Here is a 16,281-nt window from a genome sequence, read left to right on the forward strand (position 1 = left end):
CAGTTTAATCCTATTTTCAAACTAGACAACTTATTCATTTGTGACACCAAAAGTAGCTAAAAGTCTTAACTAACATTCATCTCCTATATTTACCGCCTGTAATTCTAACAAGTTTTTACTCCTCTCTGTCACCCGCACCCTATTGTTGATAGCATACCCAACTACCCAAATAATTTCATTTTTAGCATCTACCAGCAGGGGAATATTATCCCGTTTATCAACCCTAACTTTTTTGTCAATAAAAAAATCTTTTAATTTTTTCTCTCCCGGTGCACCAAGGGGATAGATACGGTCTCCCGGCAGTCGGTTTCTCAGCGTTAGAGGCAGGGCGACCTTTCCCTTATCCAAAACCACTAGCAAATCCCCACTATCATAAGTTTGAACAGTACTTATTTCCCTAACCTTTATCGCCAAACCTGCTTCCTTCAAAATTACTGTGCCAGTCAGCGGCAATGGATACCTGTAGCGCTCAACCCTACTTGGTTTACTTTTCTTCCGCAATATTAATCTGTGATAACTTATTTCGAGAATTACTCCCCCGGGTAGTTCCAGCATCTTCCCAGATTGGCCACTTAGGCTAAATTCAAGTATACGCCGCACTTGGAGGTAATCCAAGGCTCTGCCGCTTAACTTACGGGCAGCTAAGCGCAATACCCGACTGGCCAATGCAGGGTGGAGGGAGTTCAATTCACCCGTGTTAAAAGACAGCGTCTCATTTTTTTTGTCACACAGCTGTGTATACTTTTGCCAAACAACTTCCTCCAAATAATTATTTTCTGCCTGAAAAATTTCCGCTGTTTGTGAAAGAATATTTACCAACTGAGGATTATATTCTTCTAAATAAGGTATCAATTCGTTTCTAATCTTATTACGACGGTAAACTGACTTTTTATTACTGGGGTCATTCCGCCAGGAAAGACCCTGTTCACTACAATAAGTTTCAATTTCGTTTCGGTCAACCGCCAGCAGGGGCCTAATAAGATCATTATGCTGAGGCAGCATACCTGCCAACCCCTCCGGGCCGCTCCCTCGCAACAAATTATGTAGTAAGGTTTCCGCCTGGTCATTACGATGATGCCCCAATGCTATCTTATTACAGTCAAAAAGTTTGGCCACTCTTCGGAGATATCGATAACGAACAATTCTGGCCACTTCTTGGGAAGACCCCCCATCTTCCAAAAGTGCCGGTATATCCGCCGAAGCATATGTGACACAAATACCTAAAGAGCTCGCATATTCCTGCACAAAAAAAGCATCCGCCAGGCTTTCTTCCCCACGAAACATATGGTTCAGATGAGCTACATGCAAGCTGCATTGATAATCTCCCTGCAACTTAGTCAAAATATCAAGTAATGCAATAGAATCCGGCCCACCGGATACCGCTGCCAAGATTTTATCTCCCAGCTGCAACATATTCTGTTTTTTAATAAAGTCTTTTACCTTATCAAGCATACTTTAACCTTTTCTTCCCATAAAACGGCAGTCTGTCTATATTTCGTCAAAAAACTAGTCATTCCTGCCCCCTTACGGTTTTTTACACTGTTTCCTCATATCTTTCCCCATTTAAAACAAAATAAAACTTCAAGCTGTTGTACTTGAAGTTTAAGTATTTCGGCAAAACCTAATGTGTTACCGTATACCCCGCCCAAAACAACCGACCTGTATATTCACCTATTACATTTGAGGCAAATTTCGGTCCATCCTGGCTACTAAGATCGTCATGTCATCCGCCGCTTGACCTTGATTATGTTTCAAGCCGAATGCCAATAATTGGTCTGCTATATGCTGAGGGTCATCGCTTTGTATTTGGTTTAAAACATTGAGCAAACCACGTTCACCTTCTTGCTGGTCAAGAATGCCGTCCGAAGCCATCACCAGTATGTCCCCCAGCTGCAGCGTCATAGTCAGACTCTCCACTTCGATGGTTTGAAATATCCCCATGGGCAAATTGCCGCGGGAAACAGCTTCAACCCGGTGTCCTCTCTTAATCCAACTAGGTGCTGCACCTATTTTTACAAATTCAGCTTCTCCGGAATAAAGGTCTATCATTACCAAGTCCAGGGTGGTAAAGCTGTCATCCACCGAACGCATGGTCATAATTGAATTTGCCGTCTTCACAGCAACATCTGTAGAAAACCCCGTCTCCAGAAGTTTATGCAGCAAATTAACCGTAACGTTACTCTCCCTGGCTGCCTTGGGACCAACACCCATACCGTCACTAATTAGCAACGCTGCTTTCCCTTCTGGTAAATTAAATGTCGCTACCTTGTCACCGCAGATAGCGCTGCCCTTCTTTGCCGTTTGGGCCACACCGGTTTCTAAATGATATGTCCAGGAAGGAATTAATCTTAGATGGCAATTCACAGCACCGGAATGTATCGGACATACCCGTTTATCCACATCATATGGTCTGCCTACTATTCTAGTTACCACCGGCAGTATTTTGGCGTAACATGTATCAATTCCACCACAGGGCTTATGTTTTAAATTAACTTCTAAATCCTTCCTACCCCTTCTAAAAACAATTAGTTCGTAAGGAGTAATTCCTATGGTGCTAAGTTCCCGAGCCAATACAGCTTCTAAATCTCCGCGTTTTTCAACTTCTAAAAGGAGCGAATCCACCAGTTTTTGCATTACTTCGGCAACACCGTTAAGCTGCAGCGCGACTACCCCTTTACTTTCTTCCAATCTTTTCCGCCAAAATCGATCCACCTGGTATGTCTCCACCATAAAGTTAACTGCTGTGGCGATCTCTCCCGAACGAGTGCAGCGGCCATTTATGTGCGCTGAAATATCTTTCTTGGTTACCCGCCCGCTATTCTCCGCCAGGGTAAACAATCGGATCAGATTTTTATAAGTGCGGTAAACATCGTTATCCCAACATTTTTTAGTCATCGGGCACTGATGACATACCTTTTGGGCAATCAAATTCATAATATTAGCCATGTCATCATCCAAACTATGTTCTTGGGTCGTGCTGGCAGTTTCATTAAAACTCCTGGCCAGTTCAGCAAACACCCGCGACAAATCCTTTACTTTCTTTCCACTGATGCCAGCTAATTGGGTGTGTATTTCCATGTCATCATTTGCCTTAAATAATCCTCTTAAGTGCTTATGCCACCCCGGTACCGCCAATAACAGCAGGGAAGCGGCAAGTATTTCTGCAAATCTTATCACAGCGTCAACCTGACCCAAAAGATATACTGACAAAATCATATTACCCAAAATATATCCGCCAACCGTTCCAACCTTCCCATAATCGTTGAAAATACCAGCTAGCAGACCACCCAATGCATATGCACCCACAAGAGAAGGTGCCATGATTTTAGTGATACTAGGCACTACCCCCATTAAAGTTCCGGCAGCGGCTCCTGCGCCCGGTCCTCCGCCCAATGCTACCAACATGGTTACCCAATTGGCAGCCAAACGCTGCAGTGAGAAGTACCCCAAGGTAATATCCTCCATGCCGCTTAGTACGCCCACAAACAAGATAACCAGGCATAATGTCTCTTCCGGTGATAAGGCGCGTAAACCCTTATTACTTAAAGCATTGATTATCAGCGTAAATGCCACACCCATGGCTGCGGCAAAAGTAGCTTCAAAAAACACAGCTACCCACTGATATAAAGTAGGCTGAAAAAATATTGCCAGAACTCCTTTGCCCAGAATGGTTGTAACAAACACCACCAGCGAAATTATCAGCCACCTTCGTTCGTAATTGATCGGATAAAGCACACCGACGGTAGCAAGCAGCACCAGCACAAAAAAATGTTCCCACATGGCCAAACCACTTAAAGTAGTGAACACCCCAGCTCCAATAGCCGTCAACGCCAGAGGAAGATGTTTCCTCTGTACAGCAATTATGGCAATTAAAAAAGCCGGCCCAAAAGGCATCAGCTCTTTTAATATTACCGCCCGACCTAAAAAAAATGCTGTGAAAGCAATCAGAACCCCTTGCCAGGAAAAGCTTGCAACTATGCTTTGACATTGTTTCACCAGTATTGGTCCCAGCTTCCCTCCAATATAATTCTTAAAATTTCTAGTACTATTATTTGCTTTTGACTCCCGCTTTATTTTTTTCTTCTTATATTCACTGCGATAAGGATAGACATCGCTTTGATTATACATTTTATGCCACCACCTTTACTAAATCATTATAGTACAAGCCCCTTGCAATCTTTGTCGGGGACAGGCGGTAGCACAGATGTAATTTCCGACAAAAACACGAAAACCTCGCATTAAAATGCGAGGTTTATCCATTTGCCGCAACACTGCGGTTATCTGGTAGCGGTGGTAGGACTCGAACCTACGACTCTACGGGTATGAACCGTATGCTCTCACCAGCTGAGCTACACCGCCATCTTTGGTTGCGGGGATAGGATTCGAACCTATGACCTCCGGGTTATGAGCCCGACGAGCTGCCAACTGCTCCACCCCGCACCGTACCTTATAAAGTATGCCGTATTTCCATCCTATTGTCAAGGGTCTGTGCCTGCTTATTTCCGTCAGTTAAGCATCAATTTGGTACCTATAGCAAGTAATACCAATCCAGCACCTTTCCACCAACTGAAGCAAATCCTTTCTAACCCAAACATACCAAAATGATCAATAAGAAGCGCAGTAGACACCTGTCCCACAATGATAGCAGTAGTTGCCGGGGCCACACCTACCCTCGGTATTGCCGCTATAACACCATAAATAATTAGGACATTTATCAGTCCGCCCAGATACACGTACCACGGTGCTTCAGGTATCTTAGAGAAATCACCGTTTCCAAACCGAAAAAGCAGAATAAGACCAACCACTATTGTAGCCAGTACATGCACTATTAGGGTTGCTTCCATACGCCCCACCACTTTACCTAATACGGAATTTATGGACCCCTGTACAGCCATAGCAACCCCGGCAGTTGCGGCGAGAAGAAGAGCGAACAAATTTGTAGTCATCCGTATACCCCTTTTAACTAGGCTATTAAAAAACAATACCTCCGTAGTATAACCAAAGGGCACCACCTTAAACAAAGAACAAAAGCATTTCATGCCTTCGGCCTCAAAAGGTAATGCTTTTGCACCCAAGGGCATTAAGAGAGACTAGGCAACAAGTTGCCAAGTCTCTCTATATTCTTACCCAGGGAACCCCTTGGCGTCACTTATCCGTGACGCCACTCGCCCTAGATCGCTTTGCTGTTGCAAAACTCTTAGCAACTTGTTGCTGTAGAGTTTTGGCATGCCCCTTGCGGGTAGACCCTCCTGCATTTAACATAAGGGGGCATGCCCCCTTAACAACCCCCATGTATAGGAAATTATCCACAACCCATAATTTCCTATACATCAAAAAAATAATGGTGCCCTAGGGCACCATTAACGATTTTTTGCTTGTACTTCCTGCCACATAACACACACCACTGTGTTAAATACATTATAAACGTCAATTGTGAATAATCTATGAATAAAGTGTAAAATAGATTTAAACATTATCATGGAACAAAAGCATTTCATGCCTTTCGGCACTTAAAGGTAATGCTTTTGTTCTTACCCAGGGAACCCCTGGTTCCCTAGGTCGCTTCGCTATGACCCTCCTGCATTTAACATAAGGGGGCAAGCCCCCTTAACAACCCCCATGTATAGTAAATTATCCACAACCCATAATTTCCTATGCATATGTAAAATTAACTCTTGCTGACGGTAAACGTAAATCTGCTGCCCTGACCCTGTTCACTTTCTACCGTAATAGTTTCATCCATTGCTTGCACAAGTTTTTTTACAATGGCCAGACCCAACCCCGTGCCACCCTTAGACCGGGTACGGGCTTTATCCGCTTTATGAAACCTTTCCCAAATGTCCTTCAGTTGTTCCGGCGGTATACCAGTTCCCTCATCTTCCACACTTATTAATATTTTTTCAGCTTTGCTTTCAACTGCAACGGTAATACTTTTCCCTGAAGGAGTAAATCGTAGAGCGTTGTCCAATAAATTAACTATAATTTGCTCCAGACGATCAGGATCAGTGGTGACCCATACTTCGTCTTCCTTTGTATCTAAGCTCACTTCTAATTGTTTTTCTTCAACCCGCGGGATAAATTTTAAAATTACCCCTCTTAGCAGCCGATTGAGTTCAACCCGCTGCCATGATAATTCTACCTTGCCCGCTTCAATCCTCGCTAAATCAAGAAGGTCATTAACCAGGCGGCTGAGCCGGTTAGTTTCACTGCTGACAATCTGTAAATAGCGGTGCTGGTCTGAGCCGTTAATGGTGCCATCCAGCATACCGCTGACAAAACCTTTAATAGAAGTGAGCGGCGAACGCAATTCGTGGGATACATTCGCAATAAATTCGCGCCGCATATCTTCTAACTGCTGTAGTTGTTGAGCCATATAATTAAAACTTTCTGCTAAGCGACCAATCTCATCTTCACTATTTACCGTTACCTGTTTATTGAAATCGCCATCCGCCATCTGCAAAGCTGCATGGCTTATCTCTTGAAGAGGAGACGAAATACGTCTGGACATAAAATAGCCGATTAGTACAGCAAAAATACTAGTAATTATGGCCGCGATAAGAATAAGCCGGTTTACCTGCTGCAGCGTACTTTCGATGCCGTAAATGGGCGAGTGTAAGAATATCGCCCCCGCCACCTCGTCTTCCAAAAATAATGGAATACCTACTGATATAACCGCAACATCAAATCGGTTGCCAAAAAAGCCGGTCCGTGTAACAACATTAGCTCGCAATACCCGGGCCATATCTTCCGCACCCAAATGGTTGCTAAACCACTGTTCTTCCCCAGGTCTAGAATCCAAATAAACCCTCCCCTCAGAATCCACCAGCCATATTTCGGCATTCATAGACCTATCTATACCATGTATTACATAGCTAACCTGATCCCAACTTATCTGACCCTGCCGGTAGTTCAGCAATATACTGTTAATTCGCTGGCCCGCTTCCAACAAGGCCTGCTTCCTTTCGTGCAGATAAAAATTTTGAAACAATTGAGAAAATAATATCCCTAAAACCAGCACAGTAATTAAAATGACCACCAAATATGTGGTCATTAACTTGCCAAAAATACTGCGAAAGGCTTTCATTGCTTCACCTCAAATTTATAGCCAACACCCCAAACGGTCTTAATGCTCCAGATTTGTTCACCCTTTTCTAATTTACTGCGCAGCCTTTTTACATGCACATCTATCGTGCGCGAATCGCCTAAGTAATCATAATCCCATACTTTCTCTATCAGCTGCTCTCTAGTAAACACCTGATTTACATTGGTTGCTAGAAGGTAAAGCAGTTCAATTTCTTTTGGCGCCAGTTCGATGGTTTCCCCATTTAATCTAACGACATATTCCTCTAGGTCAATGACCAGATTGGGAAAGGTAAGCAGCCTTTTTTGTTTTAATTGTTGTGGTTGATAGCGGCGGAGAACTGCTTTAATACGAGCCAATAATTCTTTTGGTTCAAAGGGCTTTACCAAGTAATCATCCGCCCCCAATTCTAAACCGAGAATTCTATCGAAACTTTCCCCTTTGGCAGATAACATCAGAATAGGCACATCACTAATTTTTCTTATCTCTTTGCAAGTATCCCAACCATCCATTTCCGGCATCATGATATCCAGAACCACGATATCAATCGGTATGCTCTTGAATAGATGAACGGCTGCATCACCATTTTCGGCCATACAAACCATATATCCCTCTTTTTCAAGATATAGCTTTATGATTTCCCTGATGTTATCGTCATCGTCCACAACCATTACCTGTGTCTTTTCGTCACCCACACCAAAGCACCTCTCCGCTGGCTAAATTTTTCAGTATAACAAGCCCCCAATTGGAAAAATTATAAATGCGTTAAAATTGTAGCTAAAATGGAGGGAACCCCATTGTCTAAGAATGCTCATTACTGCCTTGTTATACTATTTGCGTTTATGCTTATATTTTACGGTATAGCGTCTGTTGAAGCAAGTCCAGTAGTTACCAATCATTATGCCAATAAAGGGTGTACTGATATCACCAGAACACTTCTTTATACAGACCCGCCCATGACCGGAGAGGATATTTTAGAACTGCAGCAGCGCCTAGTGGAGTTAAAATACAATTCACCACAGAACGGTATATATGATAAGAGAACCGCAGAAATAATACGAAAATTCAAGACCGCCAATAACCTGTCTCCTACCACGGAAGTCGGCCCTCTAACTTGGGCTCAGTTAGGGAAAGATGCATCCACTTCGCCTTCGTCTACTAATCAAAGTTTAGGCAAACCGGAACACCCTGTGCAAATGCTAATAGAGGTAACCAAACAAAGGTTAACCGTTTTTTCCAAAGGAAAACCGTTTCATTCTTTTCCCATTGCGGTTGGCAAGCAAGAAACCCCTACGCCCCACGGTGAATTTAAAATTGTAAGTAAGGGTGCATGGGGCGGTGGATTTGGTACCCGTTGGAATGGTTTAAATGTACCCTGGGGAATTTTTGGTATTCACGGGACTAATAAGCCTTGGTCTATTGGCCGCTATGCATCCCATGGCTGCATTCGGATGTTAAATCGCGATGTGGAAACCCTCTTTCCCTGGGTGGCCATCGGTACACCGGTAAAAATAGTTAATTCTAATTTAAAACCACCAAACAAAATTTCTCGGACTTTTAAGCCAAAAAGTTCCGGCCAATTAATAGTTTTTGTGCAGGAAGCTCTAAAGAAACAGCGTTTTCTAGCAGGGCTGGCGGATGGAATTTATGGCACTTCCACTACTATTGCCGTCTCATATTTCCAAGCATTTAATAATTTGCCCATCACCGGCGAAGTAGACCCAAAGACTTACGACTTAATTATGGCAAAGGGGCAATAAGATGACTTTAACACCTGAAAACCTGCTGGGAAAACTAAAAAAAGAAGGAAGCTTTGAAGAATATTATCGTTATTTGGGCCAGCTTTACGGTATTGCCGAATACGGTACCCATTTCAATCTTCAAATTAAGGATGAGGAATGCACCGTAGTTTCGCGGGATGAAGATTTTGCCTTAGCTGCCCTGGAAACCGATATCCAACATAAATCTTTAGAAAAAATCAATTGGATTGCAGAAGCCGAAGCCGATTATACGGCTAAGGCTTACCTTGCTGCATTAGATCGATACCATCGCCTTAATGCTGACACCTATGTTCACAAAGAGGATCTTCAGGAGGCAGTGAGAAAATTTGAAAAGGTGCATAACGGCAAAGCAAGCTTCGCATATGCACCTGAACACGAACATAAGGATGATTAAATAGTTGTTTGCCTATAAATTAACCCATATAGCAAATCCGCTTCACTCACTATAATCTCTTCTACTTCTAGTTGATCCATAATTAGCATTAAAATACGTATGCCTGCTATGATGATATCTGCTCGTTCCGGCTGCAGCCCCTTCACCAGTTTCCTCTCGGGTAGGGGCAGTAAAGCCAAATGATCAAATATCCATCTGATTTCATCAATTGAAAGTTTACTCCCATGTACTTTATCCGGGTCGTACTGAGCCAATCCTTTTTTAATAGCTACCAAAGTAGTGACAGTACCACCCACTCCAACTAATACTTTCTTGTCACCCATAGCAGCGATTTCCGCCAAGGTAGGACCTAACTCCTGCATCATCTCTACTGGCGAGGTGCAATGCTCCGTGCATCTGACCGCTCCCAATTGATGGCTGCTTGCGACTTGTGCCCCGTTTGATAAATAGGATAATTCAGTACTGCCTCCCCCTATATCAATTACAATCGCCTGGTTTTTGATCACTCCTGGCAAGCCACCCACTGCTCCGATAAAAGATAGCCTCGCTTCTTCATTTCCAGAAATCACTTGAAACTCAAGACCAATTTTATCTTTAATTTGTTTTAAGAACGCAGCTCCATCAACAGCATCCCTTATAGCACTAGTAGCTACCGCATCCACTGAAACTGGTTGAAATCTTTCCAGTAATTTGCTGCACTCTTTTAGGGCATTTAAAGTACGCCGCTTGGCATTATTCTGAAGAACACCAGTATTTTTAAGTTCTTCCCCAATGCGAGTAATCTTTTGATACGTATGCAGGCGCACTAGATTGTCGCGGTCCCTTTTTGCCAACAGAACCCTTACGGAGTTGGTGCCTAAATCCACCGCTGCATGAATAGACATAATGTCACCTCTGTTTTAAAAAATAAAAGCACCTGTATAAGGTGCTTTAAATTCTTCCTTTACCGCCACCGCGCTTGGCATCAGTATTCTTTTTCAAATCTTGCTGTCTTTCATCACTTTCCTTCATAAACTTAGCTAATTTATCTTCAAAGCTAAAGCTAGGCTTAATACGCTTCTTAGAATTATTCCTGTTTTTGTTATGCGGCTTGTAATCAGGCTTCGCCTGTTTAATGGATAACCCAATCTTGCCACTATCATCAATATTAATAACCTTGACAGTAACCTTTTCGCTCTCTTTTACATAATCCTTTACATCCTTAACATACGCATCTGCCACTTCGGAAATATGAACTAGACCTGTAACCCCACCGGGCAGCTCCACAAATGCACCAAACTTAGTTATTCCTGTCACTACCCCTTCAAGAATGTTACCTACAGCGATGGACATACGAAAAAATACTCCTCCTATCGTAATTAACATTAACCTCATTATAGACTAGGCAGGAGCACGTGTCAATAATGTTCGCGTAAGACATACATCTAGTCACCAGCCAGGAATTATTAGTCTCGAATATCCGCATTTCTCTCCGTTTCCTTTAAAACCTTTACTTCACCAGGATAAGCAGGAACCATTACCGTCTCACCGGGTTTCCGTTGTTTTACACCAACTACATATAAAAAACCGCTCTGAAGCCCGAGAAGTCGGGCTTTTCTTTTGTCAATCTTTATGCATTTATATGTTGTATATCGTCGTGTATTGTGATATTATGGGATTAGAGGTGAATTTATGTATGTAAAGAAAAGTATCAGTAATGGTAAGGTCTATTTGTCTTTTGTCCAAGGTTATAGACAGAATGGAAAGGTAAAACAAAAAACAGTTGAGAAACTTGGCTATCTTGAAGATCTGGAAAAGGAATATCCTGATCCTATTGCACATTTCAAGCGGGTTGCAAAGGAACGTACCAAGAACGAAGTTCCGCAAAAAAAACTAGAACTTGACCTGTTAGCTAAGCTTCCGGATCAAGCAGCATTGCGCAAAAATCTTGGTTATACTGTGCCAAAATCAGTATACTCTCTACTTGGTCTTAGAGAATATTTCCAGAACAAGCAAAGGCATTTAATCGTAGATTATAACCTAAACAGCATATTCAGTCTGCTCATTTTCAACCGCTTTTTATTTCCTTCATCAAAAAGACACGCCTTTGAAACCAAGGATTATTTCTTTGAATCCTTTGACTTTTCACTGGCTGACATTTACCGTGCTCTGGATTACTTTGCCGGATATTCAAATGAGATCCAACGGCATCTCCATAGTAGAATATCGGAACTTATAGCAAGAGATAACCAGCTTGGATATTATGATGTCACCAACTACTACTTCGAGATCCCTTATGAGGATGAAGATGAATACGATGAAGACGGGAATATGATTAAAAAGGGTCAAAAAAAACGTGGCCCATCTAAAGAGCACCGTAAAGATCCCATCATTCAAATGGGACTCCTGATGGATACTAATGGAATCCCCATGGCCTTCAATACTTTTTCTGGTGGCGAAAGTGAAAAACTCTCTCTACTTCCAACAATTCGCCGTGTAAAGAGAGATTTCGCCTTGGAACGTATTATCGTTGTAGCAGACAGGGGGCTTAACACTAGTGATAATACCACTTTTCTTTCGGGAAAGAACCATGATGACATGGCAGGTAATGACGGCTATGTTTATGGACAGAGTGTTCTCGGTGCTGACAAAGAATTTAAAGAATGGGTATTAAATCAGGAAGATTATTTAATAGACAAAGAAGAAGATAAGGATGGAAATACCGTCTTTTTTAAGCACAAATTCCGCATTCATGCAAAGAAAATACAGTTAAAGGGAACAGATGGCAAGCGTGCCCAAAAGATGGAAATATTTCAGAAACAGATGGTCTACTATTCCGATAAATACGCCAAAAAACAGAAAAAAGACAGAGATAAGGCTATTGCGAAGGCAAAGGAACTGATTGCCAAACCCGGAAAATATACAAGAGCTACCAGCATTGGAGCTGCCGGCTATGTAAGCAATATCAAATTCTTAAAACAAACAGGTGAAATACCTGACGGGCTTGTTCTTTCCCTGAATGAAGCAAGAATTCAGAAGGAAGAAAAATATGATGGATACTATTCCATTGTTACCAGTGAAAAGCATTTATCAGATAGAGAAATTCGTGATATTTACAAGGGACTTTGGGAAATCGAAGAATCCTTTAAAGTAATCAAGAGTGAATTCAAGGCGAGACCTGTATATGTAAAAAAAGATGCACATGTAGAAGCACATTTTCTGGTATGTTTTGTAGCACTCGTAATCATGCGGGTTCTTGAACAGATGCTAGAGAAAAAACATACTGTGAAGCAGATTCGCAATTCTTTGATTAGCTATTCCTGCTCCTATTTGGAACAAAACTATTACCTGTTTGATTATCGAGATGATGTAATAGAATCCATTGAGTCTGTCTTTGGCTTTGACTTAAGTAAAAAGATTATGTCTCAGGCAGCGATCAAAAAAATTTTGCAATACAAAAAATAAGTGTCAATACACTACAAGTTTTTGACAAAATACAAAACCCGCTAGCCCTTGGTAATACTGGGGCAACGGGTTTTTTTAATCGTTTTTGCTGTAAAACTCAGGTTATAGACTAGGCAGGAGCACGTGTCAATAATGTTCGCGTAAGACATACATCTAGTCACCAGCCAGGAATTATTAGTCTCGAATATCCGCATTTCTCTCCGTTTCCTTTAAAACCTTTACTTCACCAGGATAAGCAGGAACCATTACCGTCTCACCGGGTTTTACCATACCGAAGTCCTCCCTGGCCAATCTTTCTATATAAGCGTCTGTTTGAACCAGATAAGCCTTTTCATGCAAGTTTCCATTTTCCACCTTCAACTGGTTTAACTGCTGCTTAAGCTCCTCCTTCTGTAAAGTCAAGCGATGAATTTGGTAATATACTTGACCAAAAGAAAACATGACATACCCTAGCACAGCAAGCAGTATTATTGACCCCGGTTTCCATCGAAACCTCCACCGTTTCTTTGGTGTACGGCTGACCTCCGGGACCCTATAGGTTTCTTGGGAGTATAAATTAGGCGCTTCCACTTACACTTCCTCCTCTTCCCCAAATATTCCCAAAGCATCACCCGGGAGCACAATTACCACTTGATACCCCTTAGTACGGGCCCTATGTAAGAGCGTAGCAACCGAGCTTGCAGATAGCTTCAACTGTTTGGCTATCTCCTCACTGGATTTCCCCATCTCTTTTAGTGCAACTACCTGCCGCTCCCGAAAGCTTAACTTCTCCACACCACGTATTTCGATCTTCATCGGCTATCCCCAAGGTTGTCCACAAGTTATCTACATACTGTGGATATTTTTGCTACATATTTCTATTTCTCTGCCTGATTTAATATTCCTGCTACTACTGGTAATTTTCAGAAAGAAAACTTTGCCCTATCAACTGGCTCTAACGCCATTAGGAAGCCCCGTCTCATTTCGCCCACTAAAAATAAAGTAACCGGATTGCGTACGATGGCAAAAAAAAATAGCCCCTCCAATTAAAATCAGAGAGCTACAAAACAATGACAAAACTTATTTTATAAGATTTGACTTAAGAACGCCTGGGTCCGTTCATTCTTTGGTGCTGAAAAAATATCGTCCGGTTTCCCCTGCTCAACAATTTTCCCATCGTCCATATAAATTACGCGATCCGCCGCTTCCTTTGCGAACCACATTTCATGGGTGACTACCACCATAGTCATCCCCTCTTTTGCCAAGTGCTCCATCACCACCAACACCTCTCCCACAAGTTCAGGGTCCAGTGCCGAAGTAGGTTCGTCAAAAAGCATAACCTTGGGCTGCATAGCCAGCGCCCTGGCAATTGCCACCCTCTGTTTCTGTCCACCGGAAAGCATGGCAGGGTAAGTATCCAGTTTATCAGATAGACCTACTTTCTCAAGCAGGTCTTTTCCCAGCTCGGTTGCCTGACCCTTTGGCATCCCTTTTACCTGAGTCGGCCCTTCAATTACATTTTGAAGCACGGTCATATGCGGGAAAAGATTGAAGTGTTGAAAAACCATACCGACCTCTTGACGCAATCGGTTTACCACTTTAGGCTGGGATATCATTTTCTCACCGTCTATATAGATATCCCCCTTCTGTGCCTTCTCTAAAAAGTTTATACAGCGGAGAAGCGTGCTTTTCCCCGAACCACTGGCTCCGATGATCACCACTACTTCTCTCTCTTTGATTTCCAAGTCAATCCCCTTGAGGACATGCAGGTTACCAAACCACTTATTTACTCCTTCAATTTTTATCAAAGCAATAATACCCCCATCCTTATTAATCCTGGTATTCGCTTACTTTAAGGCGATTCTCTATTTTATTAACGATAATAGTCAATGTGGTAGTCATTAGTAAGTACCAAATGGCTACTGTAACCAGCATCTCCATGTAAAGGAATGTTGACGACCCTATCTGCCTGGCCTTTAATATTAATTCCGGCACGGCTATGGTGCTAGCCAAAGAAGAATCCTTCGTAGCGATAATAAACTGATTACCCAAAGGAGGGATTGCTCTTTTAAAGGCCTGAGGTAGAATAATACGCCGCATTGCCTTCGCCTGGGTCATTCCTAAAGAGCGTGCTGCTTCCATTTGACCCCGGTCAATGGATTGAATCGCTCCGCGCAGGATTTCTGCAAGATAAGCACCATTATGTATACCCAATGCAATAAAGGCGGAAGGTATTTCTGGTATTCGTATAACGCTTGCTAAACCGTAATAGATAACGAATAACTGGAGCAGCAATGGTGTCCCTCTAATTATATAAATGTAAGATGCGGCCGGAACATTAAAAATTTTCAACCGTGAGATTTTCGCAAAAGCTACTATTAGTCCAATTATAAAACCCACTAATATCCCTAAAGTAGTAATTTCCAAAGTCATTAAGGCAGCATCTTTGAAAAAAAGAAATTTCCCGGGAACGACGGAAAAATCATATGGCAAGTTCCAATTCAAGTCGTTCACTCCTCTGGCTTTTTTTGGGAAAAAGAATAAAAAATTAGATTATGCATAGCGCCGAAGCACTATGCACAATCAAGCATAGTAAACTTAATCCCTGTTGTTTGTCAGGTTACTGTTTAGTAATATCTTCACCATCAAACCACTTAGCACTGATCTCAGTTAAAGTACCGTCTTGATGCATTTCTTCTAATATTGCATCCACTTTTTCTCTTAATTCATCGTCATCACTATGGAATGCAATACCCATGGTCTCTTGGCGTAAAAGCTTACCAGCTAACGTAAGTCGGTCACCGTTTTTAATCTCCTTAATAGCGTTTAATCCTACCACCCGGTCAGTAATCACGCCAGCAAGTCGGCCATTTTGGAGCTCCATCAAAGTCTGGAAATCATCTTCGTAGGTCCGAGCTTGAGCCCCTAGCTTTTCCACATCATCAGCAAAGGTCGTTCCGGTAGCCACACCAATTACAGATTCTGCCGTCAAATCATCAGGGGTTTTAATGTCAGAATCCTTCATGACTATTAACTGGGCGCCAGAATAGTAATAAGGAATGGAAAAGTCTACTTGCTTTTCCCTATCTTCAGTAATTGCCATACTACCTAATATCCCATCATATCTTTTTGCTCTTAACCCTTCAATAATTCCGTCCCAAGCAGTAGTTACATACTTCATATCCATCCCTAACCTTGTGGCTATTTCATTGGCCACGTCCACATCAAAACCAACCACTTCATCTTTCTCGTTGACGAAGTTAAAGGGCGGATATCCGCCGGATCCGGCAAAACTAATTACCTCTTTTTCCGGTTTCGCTTCCTCTTTGGGCTGCTCCTTTTCTGCCTGTTCCTTATCCGGCCCTGCACCATTATCCGTCTGGCTGCTGCATCCAACTACTGCCGCTAAGCTTAATATCATCAAGCTAATCAGCAAATACATGCTAAGTTTTTTAAACATTTATATCTCCACTCCCTTTTCTTAATGTTTATGTTAGTTAAACCCTTGTCCAACTGCTTCACGCTACCCCCCTGCTAGCGCATCCCTCCTTTTTTTGATATAAAAAATCCAGGCACAATAACCCTCTACTAAGTAGAGAGTT

At 42.3% G+C, this 16,281-nt stretch carries 15 protein-coding genes and 2 tRNA genes; 3 read left to right on the forward strand and 14 right to left on the reverse strand.

Features of this window, described 5'->3' with window-relative positions; translation table 11 throughout:
• Window positions 1–69: 69 nt before the first annotated feature.
• The 7 genes from tilS to MFMK1_RS01030 form a co-directional block, all read right to left on the reverse strand.
• Window positions 70–1,452 carry a tRNA lysidine(34) synthetase TilS gene (gene tilS / locus MFMK1_RS01000; protein ID WP_366923327.1) on the reverse strand — a complete coding sequence of 461 codons (1,383 nt, stop codon included), beginning with the start codon at window positions 1,450–1,452 and terminating at the stop codon, window positions 70–72.
• A 222-nt stretch (window positions 1,453–1,674) separates the two neighbouring features.
• Window positions 1,675–4,128 carry a stage II sporulation protein E gene (spoIIE, locus tag MFMK1_RS01005; protein WP_366923328.1) on the reverse strand — a complete coding sequence of 818 codons (2,454 nt, stop codon included), beginning with the start codon at window positions 4,126–4,128 and terminating at the stop codon, window positions 1,675–1,677.
• A 154-nt stretch (window positions 4,129–4,282) separates the two neighbouring features.
• A tRNA-Met gene (locus MFMK1_RS01010) sits at window positions 4,283–4,359 on the reverse strand.
• Between the two features lie 5 nt (window positions 4,360–4,364).
• Window positions 4,365–4,440, reverse strand: a tRNA-Met gene (locus MFMK1_RS01015).
• 65 nt (window positions 4,441–4,505) lie between these two features.
• A complete protein-coding gene (locus MFMK1_RS01020) occupies window positions 4,506–4,946 on the reverse strand; it encodes a DMT family transporter (RefSeq protein ID WP_366923329.1) in 441 nt (146 codons plus the stop codon).
• A 722-nt stretch (window positions 4,947–5,668) separates the two neighbouring features.
• Window positions 5,669–7,084, reverse strand: a complete 1,416-nt coding sequence (locus MFMK1_RS01025; RefSeq protein WP_366923330.1) for a sensor histidine kinase — start codon at window positions 7,082–7,084, stop codon at window positions 5,669–5,671.
• Window positions 7,081–7,752 carry a response regulator transcription factor gene (locus MFMK1_RS01030; protein WP_366924845.1) on the reverse strand — a complete coding sequence of 224 codons (672 nt, stop codon included), beginning with the start codon at window positions 7,750–7,752 and terminating at the stop codon, window positions 7,081–7,083. The genes MFMK1_RS01025 and MFMK1_RS01030 overlap by 4 nt, the downstream gene beginning before the upstream one ends.
• Before the next feature lie 126 nt (window positions 7,753–7,878).
• Here MFMK1_RS01030 and MFMK1_RS01035 point away from each other — a divergent pair, with 126 nt between their 5' ends.
• Window positions 7,879–8,841 carry a L,D-transpeptidase family protein gene (locus MFMK1_RS01035; RefSeq protein ID WP_366923331.1) on the forward strand — a complete coding sequence of 321 codons (963 nt, stop codon included), beginning with the start codon at window positions 7,879–7,881 and terminating at the stop codon, window positions 8,839–8,841.
• A gap of 1 nt (window position 8,842) precedes the next feature.
• The gene (locus tag MFMK1_RS01040; protein ID WP_366923332.1) at window positions 8,843–9,256 is read left to right on the forward strand and encodes a hypothetical protein; all 414 of its coding nucleotides are present in this window, start codon (window positions 8,843–8,845) and stop codon (window positions 9,254–9,256) included.
• On the opposite strand, the gene MFMK1_RS01045 is transcribed toward MFMK1_RS01040, so the two are convergent.
• Window positions 9,253–10,140: a Ppx/GppA phosphatase family protein gene (locus MFMK1_RS01045; RefSeq protein WP_366923333.1), complete on the reverse strand. Its 888-nt coding sequence runs from the start codon at window positions 10,138–10,140 to the stop codon at window positions 9,253–9,255. The genes MFMK1_RS01040 and MFMK1_RS01045 overlap by 4 nt on opposite strands.
• A 46-nt stretch (window positions 10,141–10,186) precedes the next feature.
• The gene (locus MFMK1_RS01050; protein ID WP_366923334.1) at window positions 10,187–10,588 is read right to left on the reverse strand and encodes a S1 RNA-binding domain-containing protein; all 402 of its coding nucleotides are present in this window, start codon (window positions 10,586–10,588) and stop codon (window positions 10,187–10,189) included.
• Between the two features lie 339 nt (window positions 10,589–10,927).
• Between MFMK1_RS01050 and MFMK1_RS01055 the strand changes: the two genes are divergently transcribed.
• Complete coding sequence (locus MFMK1_RS01055) at window positions 10,928–12,700, forward strand: IS1634 family transposase (protein WP_366922124.1); 1,773 nt, start codon at window positions 10,928–10,930, stop codon at window positions 12,698–12,700.
• 174 nt (window positions 12,701–12,874) lie between these two features.
• Here the strand turns inward: MFMK1_RS01055 and MFMK1_RS01060 are convergent, their stop codons facing one another.
• From MFMK1_RS01060 to MFMK1_RS01080, 5 genes are all read right to left on the reverse strand, one after another.
• Window positions 12,875–13,270, reverse strand: a complete 396-nt coding sequence (locus MFMK1_RS01060; protein WP_366923335.1) for an FtsB family cell division protein — start codon at window positions 13,268–13,270, stop codon at window positions 12,875–12,877.
• Window positions 13,271–13,495 carry an RNA polymerase sigma factor gene (locus tag MFMK1_RS01065; protein WP_366923336.1) on the reverse strand — a complete coding sequence of 75 codons (225 nt, stop codon included), beginning with the start codon at window positions 13,493–13,495 and terminating at the stop codon, window positions 13,271–13,273.
• Window positions 13,496–13,764: 269 nt separating this feature from the next.
• Entirely contained in the window at window positions 13,765–14,487 is a 723-nt protein-coding gene (locus tag MFMK1_RS01070) for an amino acid ABC transporter ATP-binding protein (RefSeq protein ID WP_366923337.1), read from the reverse strand.
• A gap of 22 nt (window positions 14,488–14,509) precedes the next feature.
• Window positions 14,510–15,112, reverse strand: coding sequence for an amino acid ABC transporter permease (locus tag MFMK1_RS01075; RefSeq protein ID WP_428846296.1), 603 nt, complete (start codon window positions 15,110–15,112; stop codon window positions 14,510–14,512).
• 187 nt (window positions 15,113–15,299) lie between these two features.
• Window positions 15,300–16,139: an ABC transporter substrate-binding protein gene (locus MFMK1_RS01080; protein ID WP_366923338.1), complete on the reverse strand. Its 840-nt coding sequence runs from the start codon at window positions 16,137–16,139 to the stop codon at window positions 15,300–15,302.
• Window positions 16,140–16,281 lie beyond the last annotated feature (142 nt).

Origin of the sequence: Metallumcola ferriviriculae (assembly GCF_035573695.1) — a bacterium.
Lineage (GTDB): Bacteria > Bacillota > JADQBR01 > JADQBR01 > JADQBR01 > Metallumcola > Metallumcola ferriviriculae.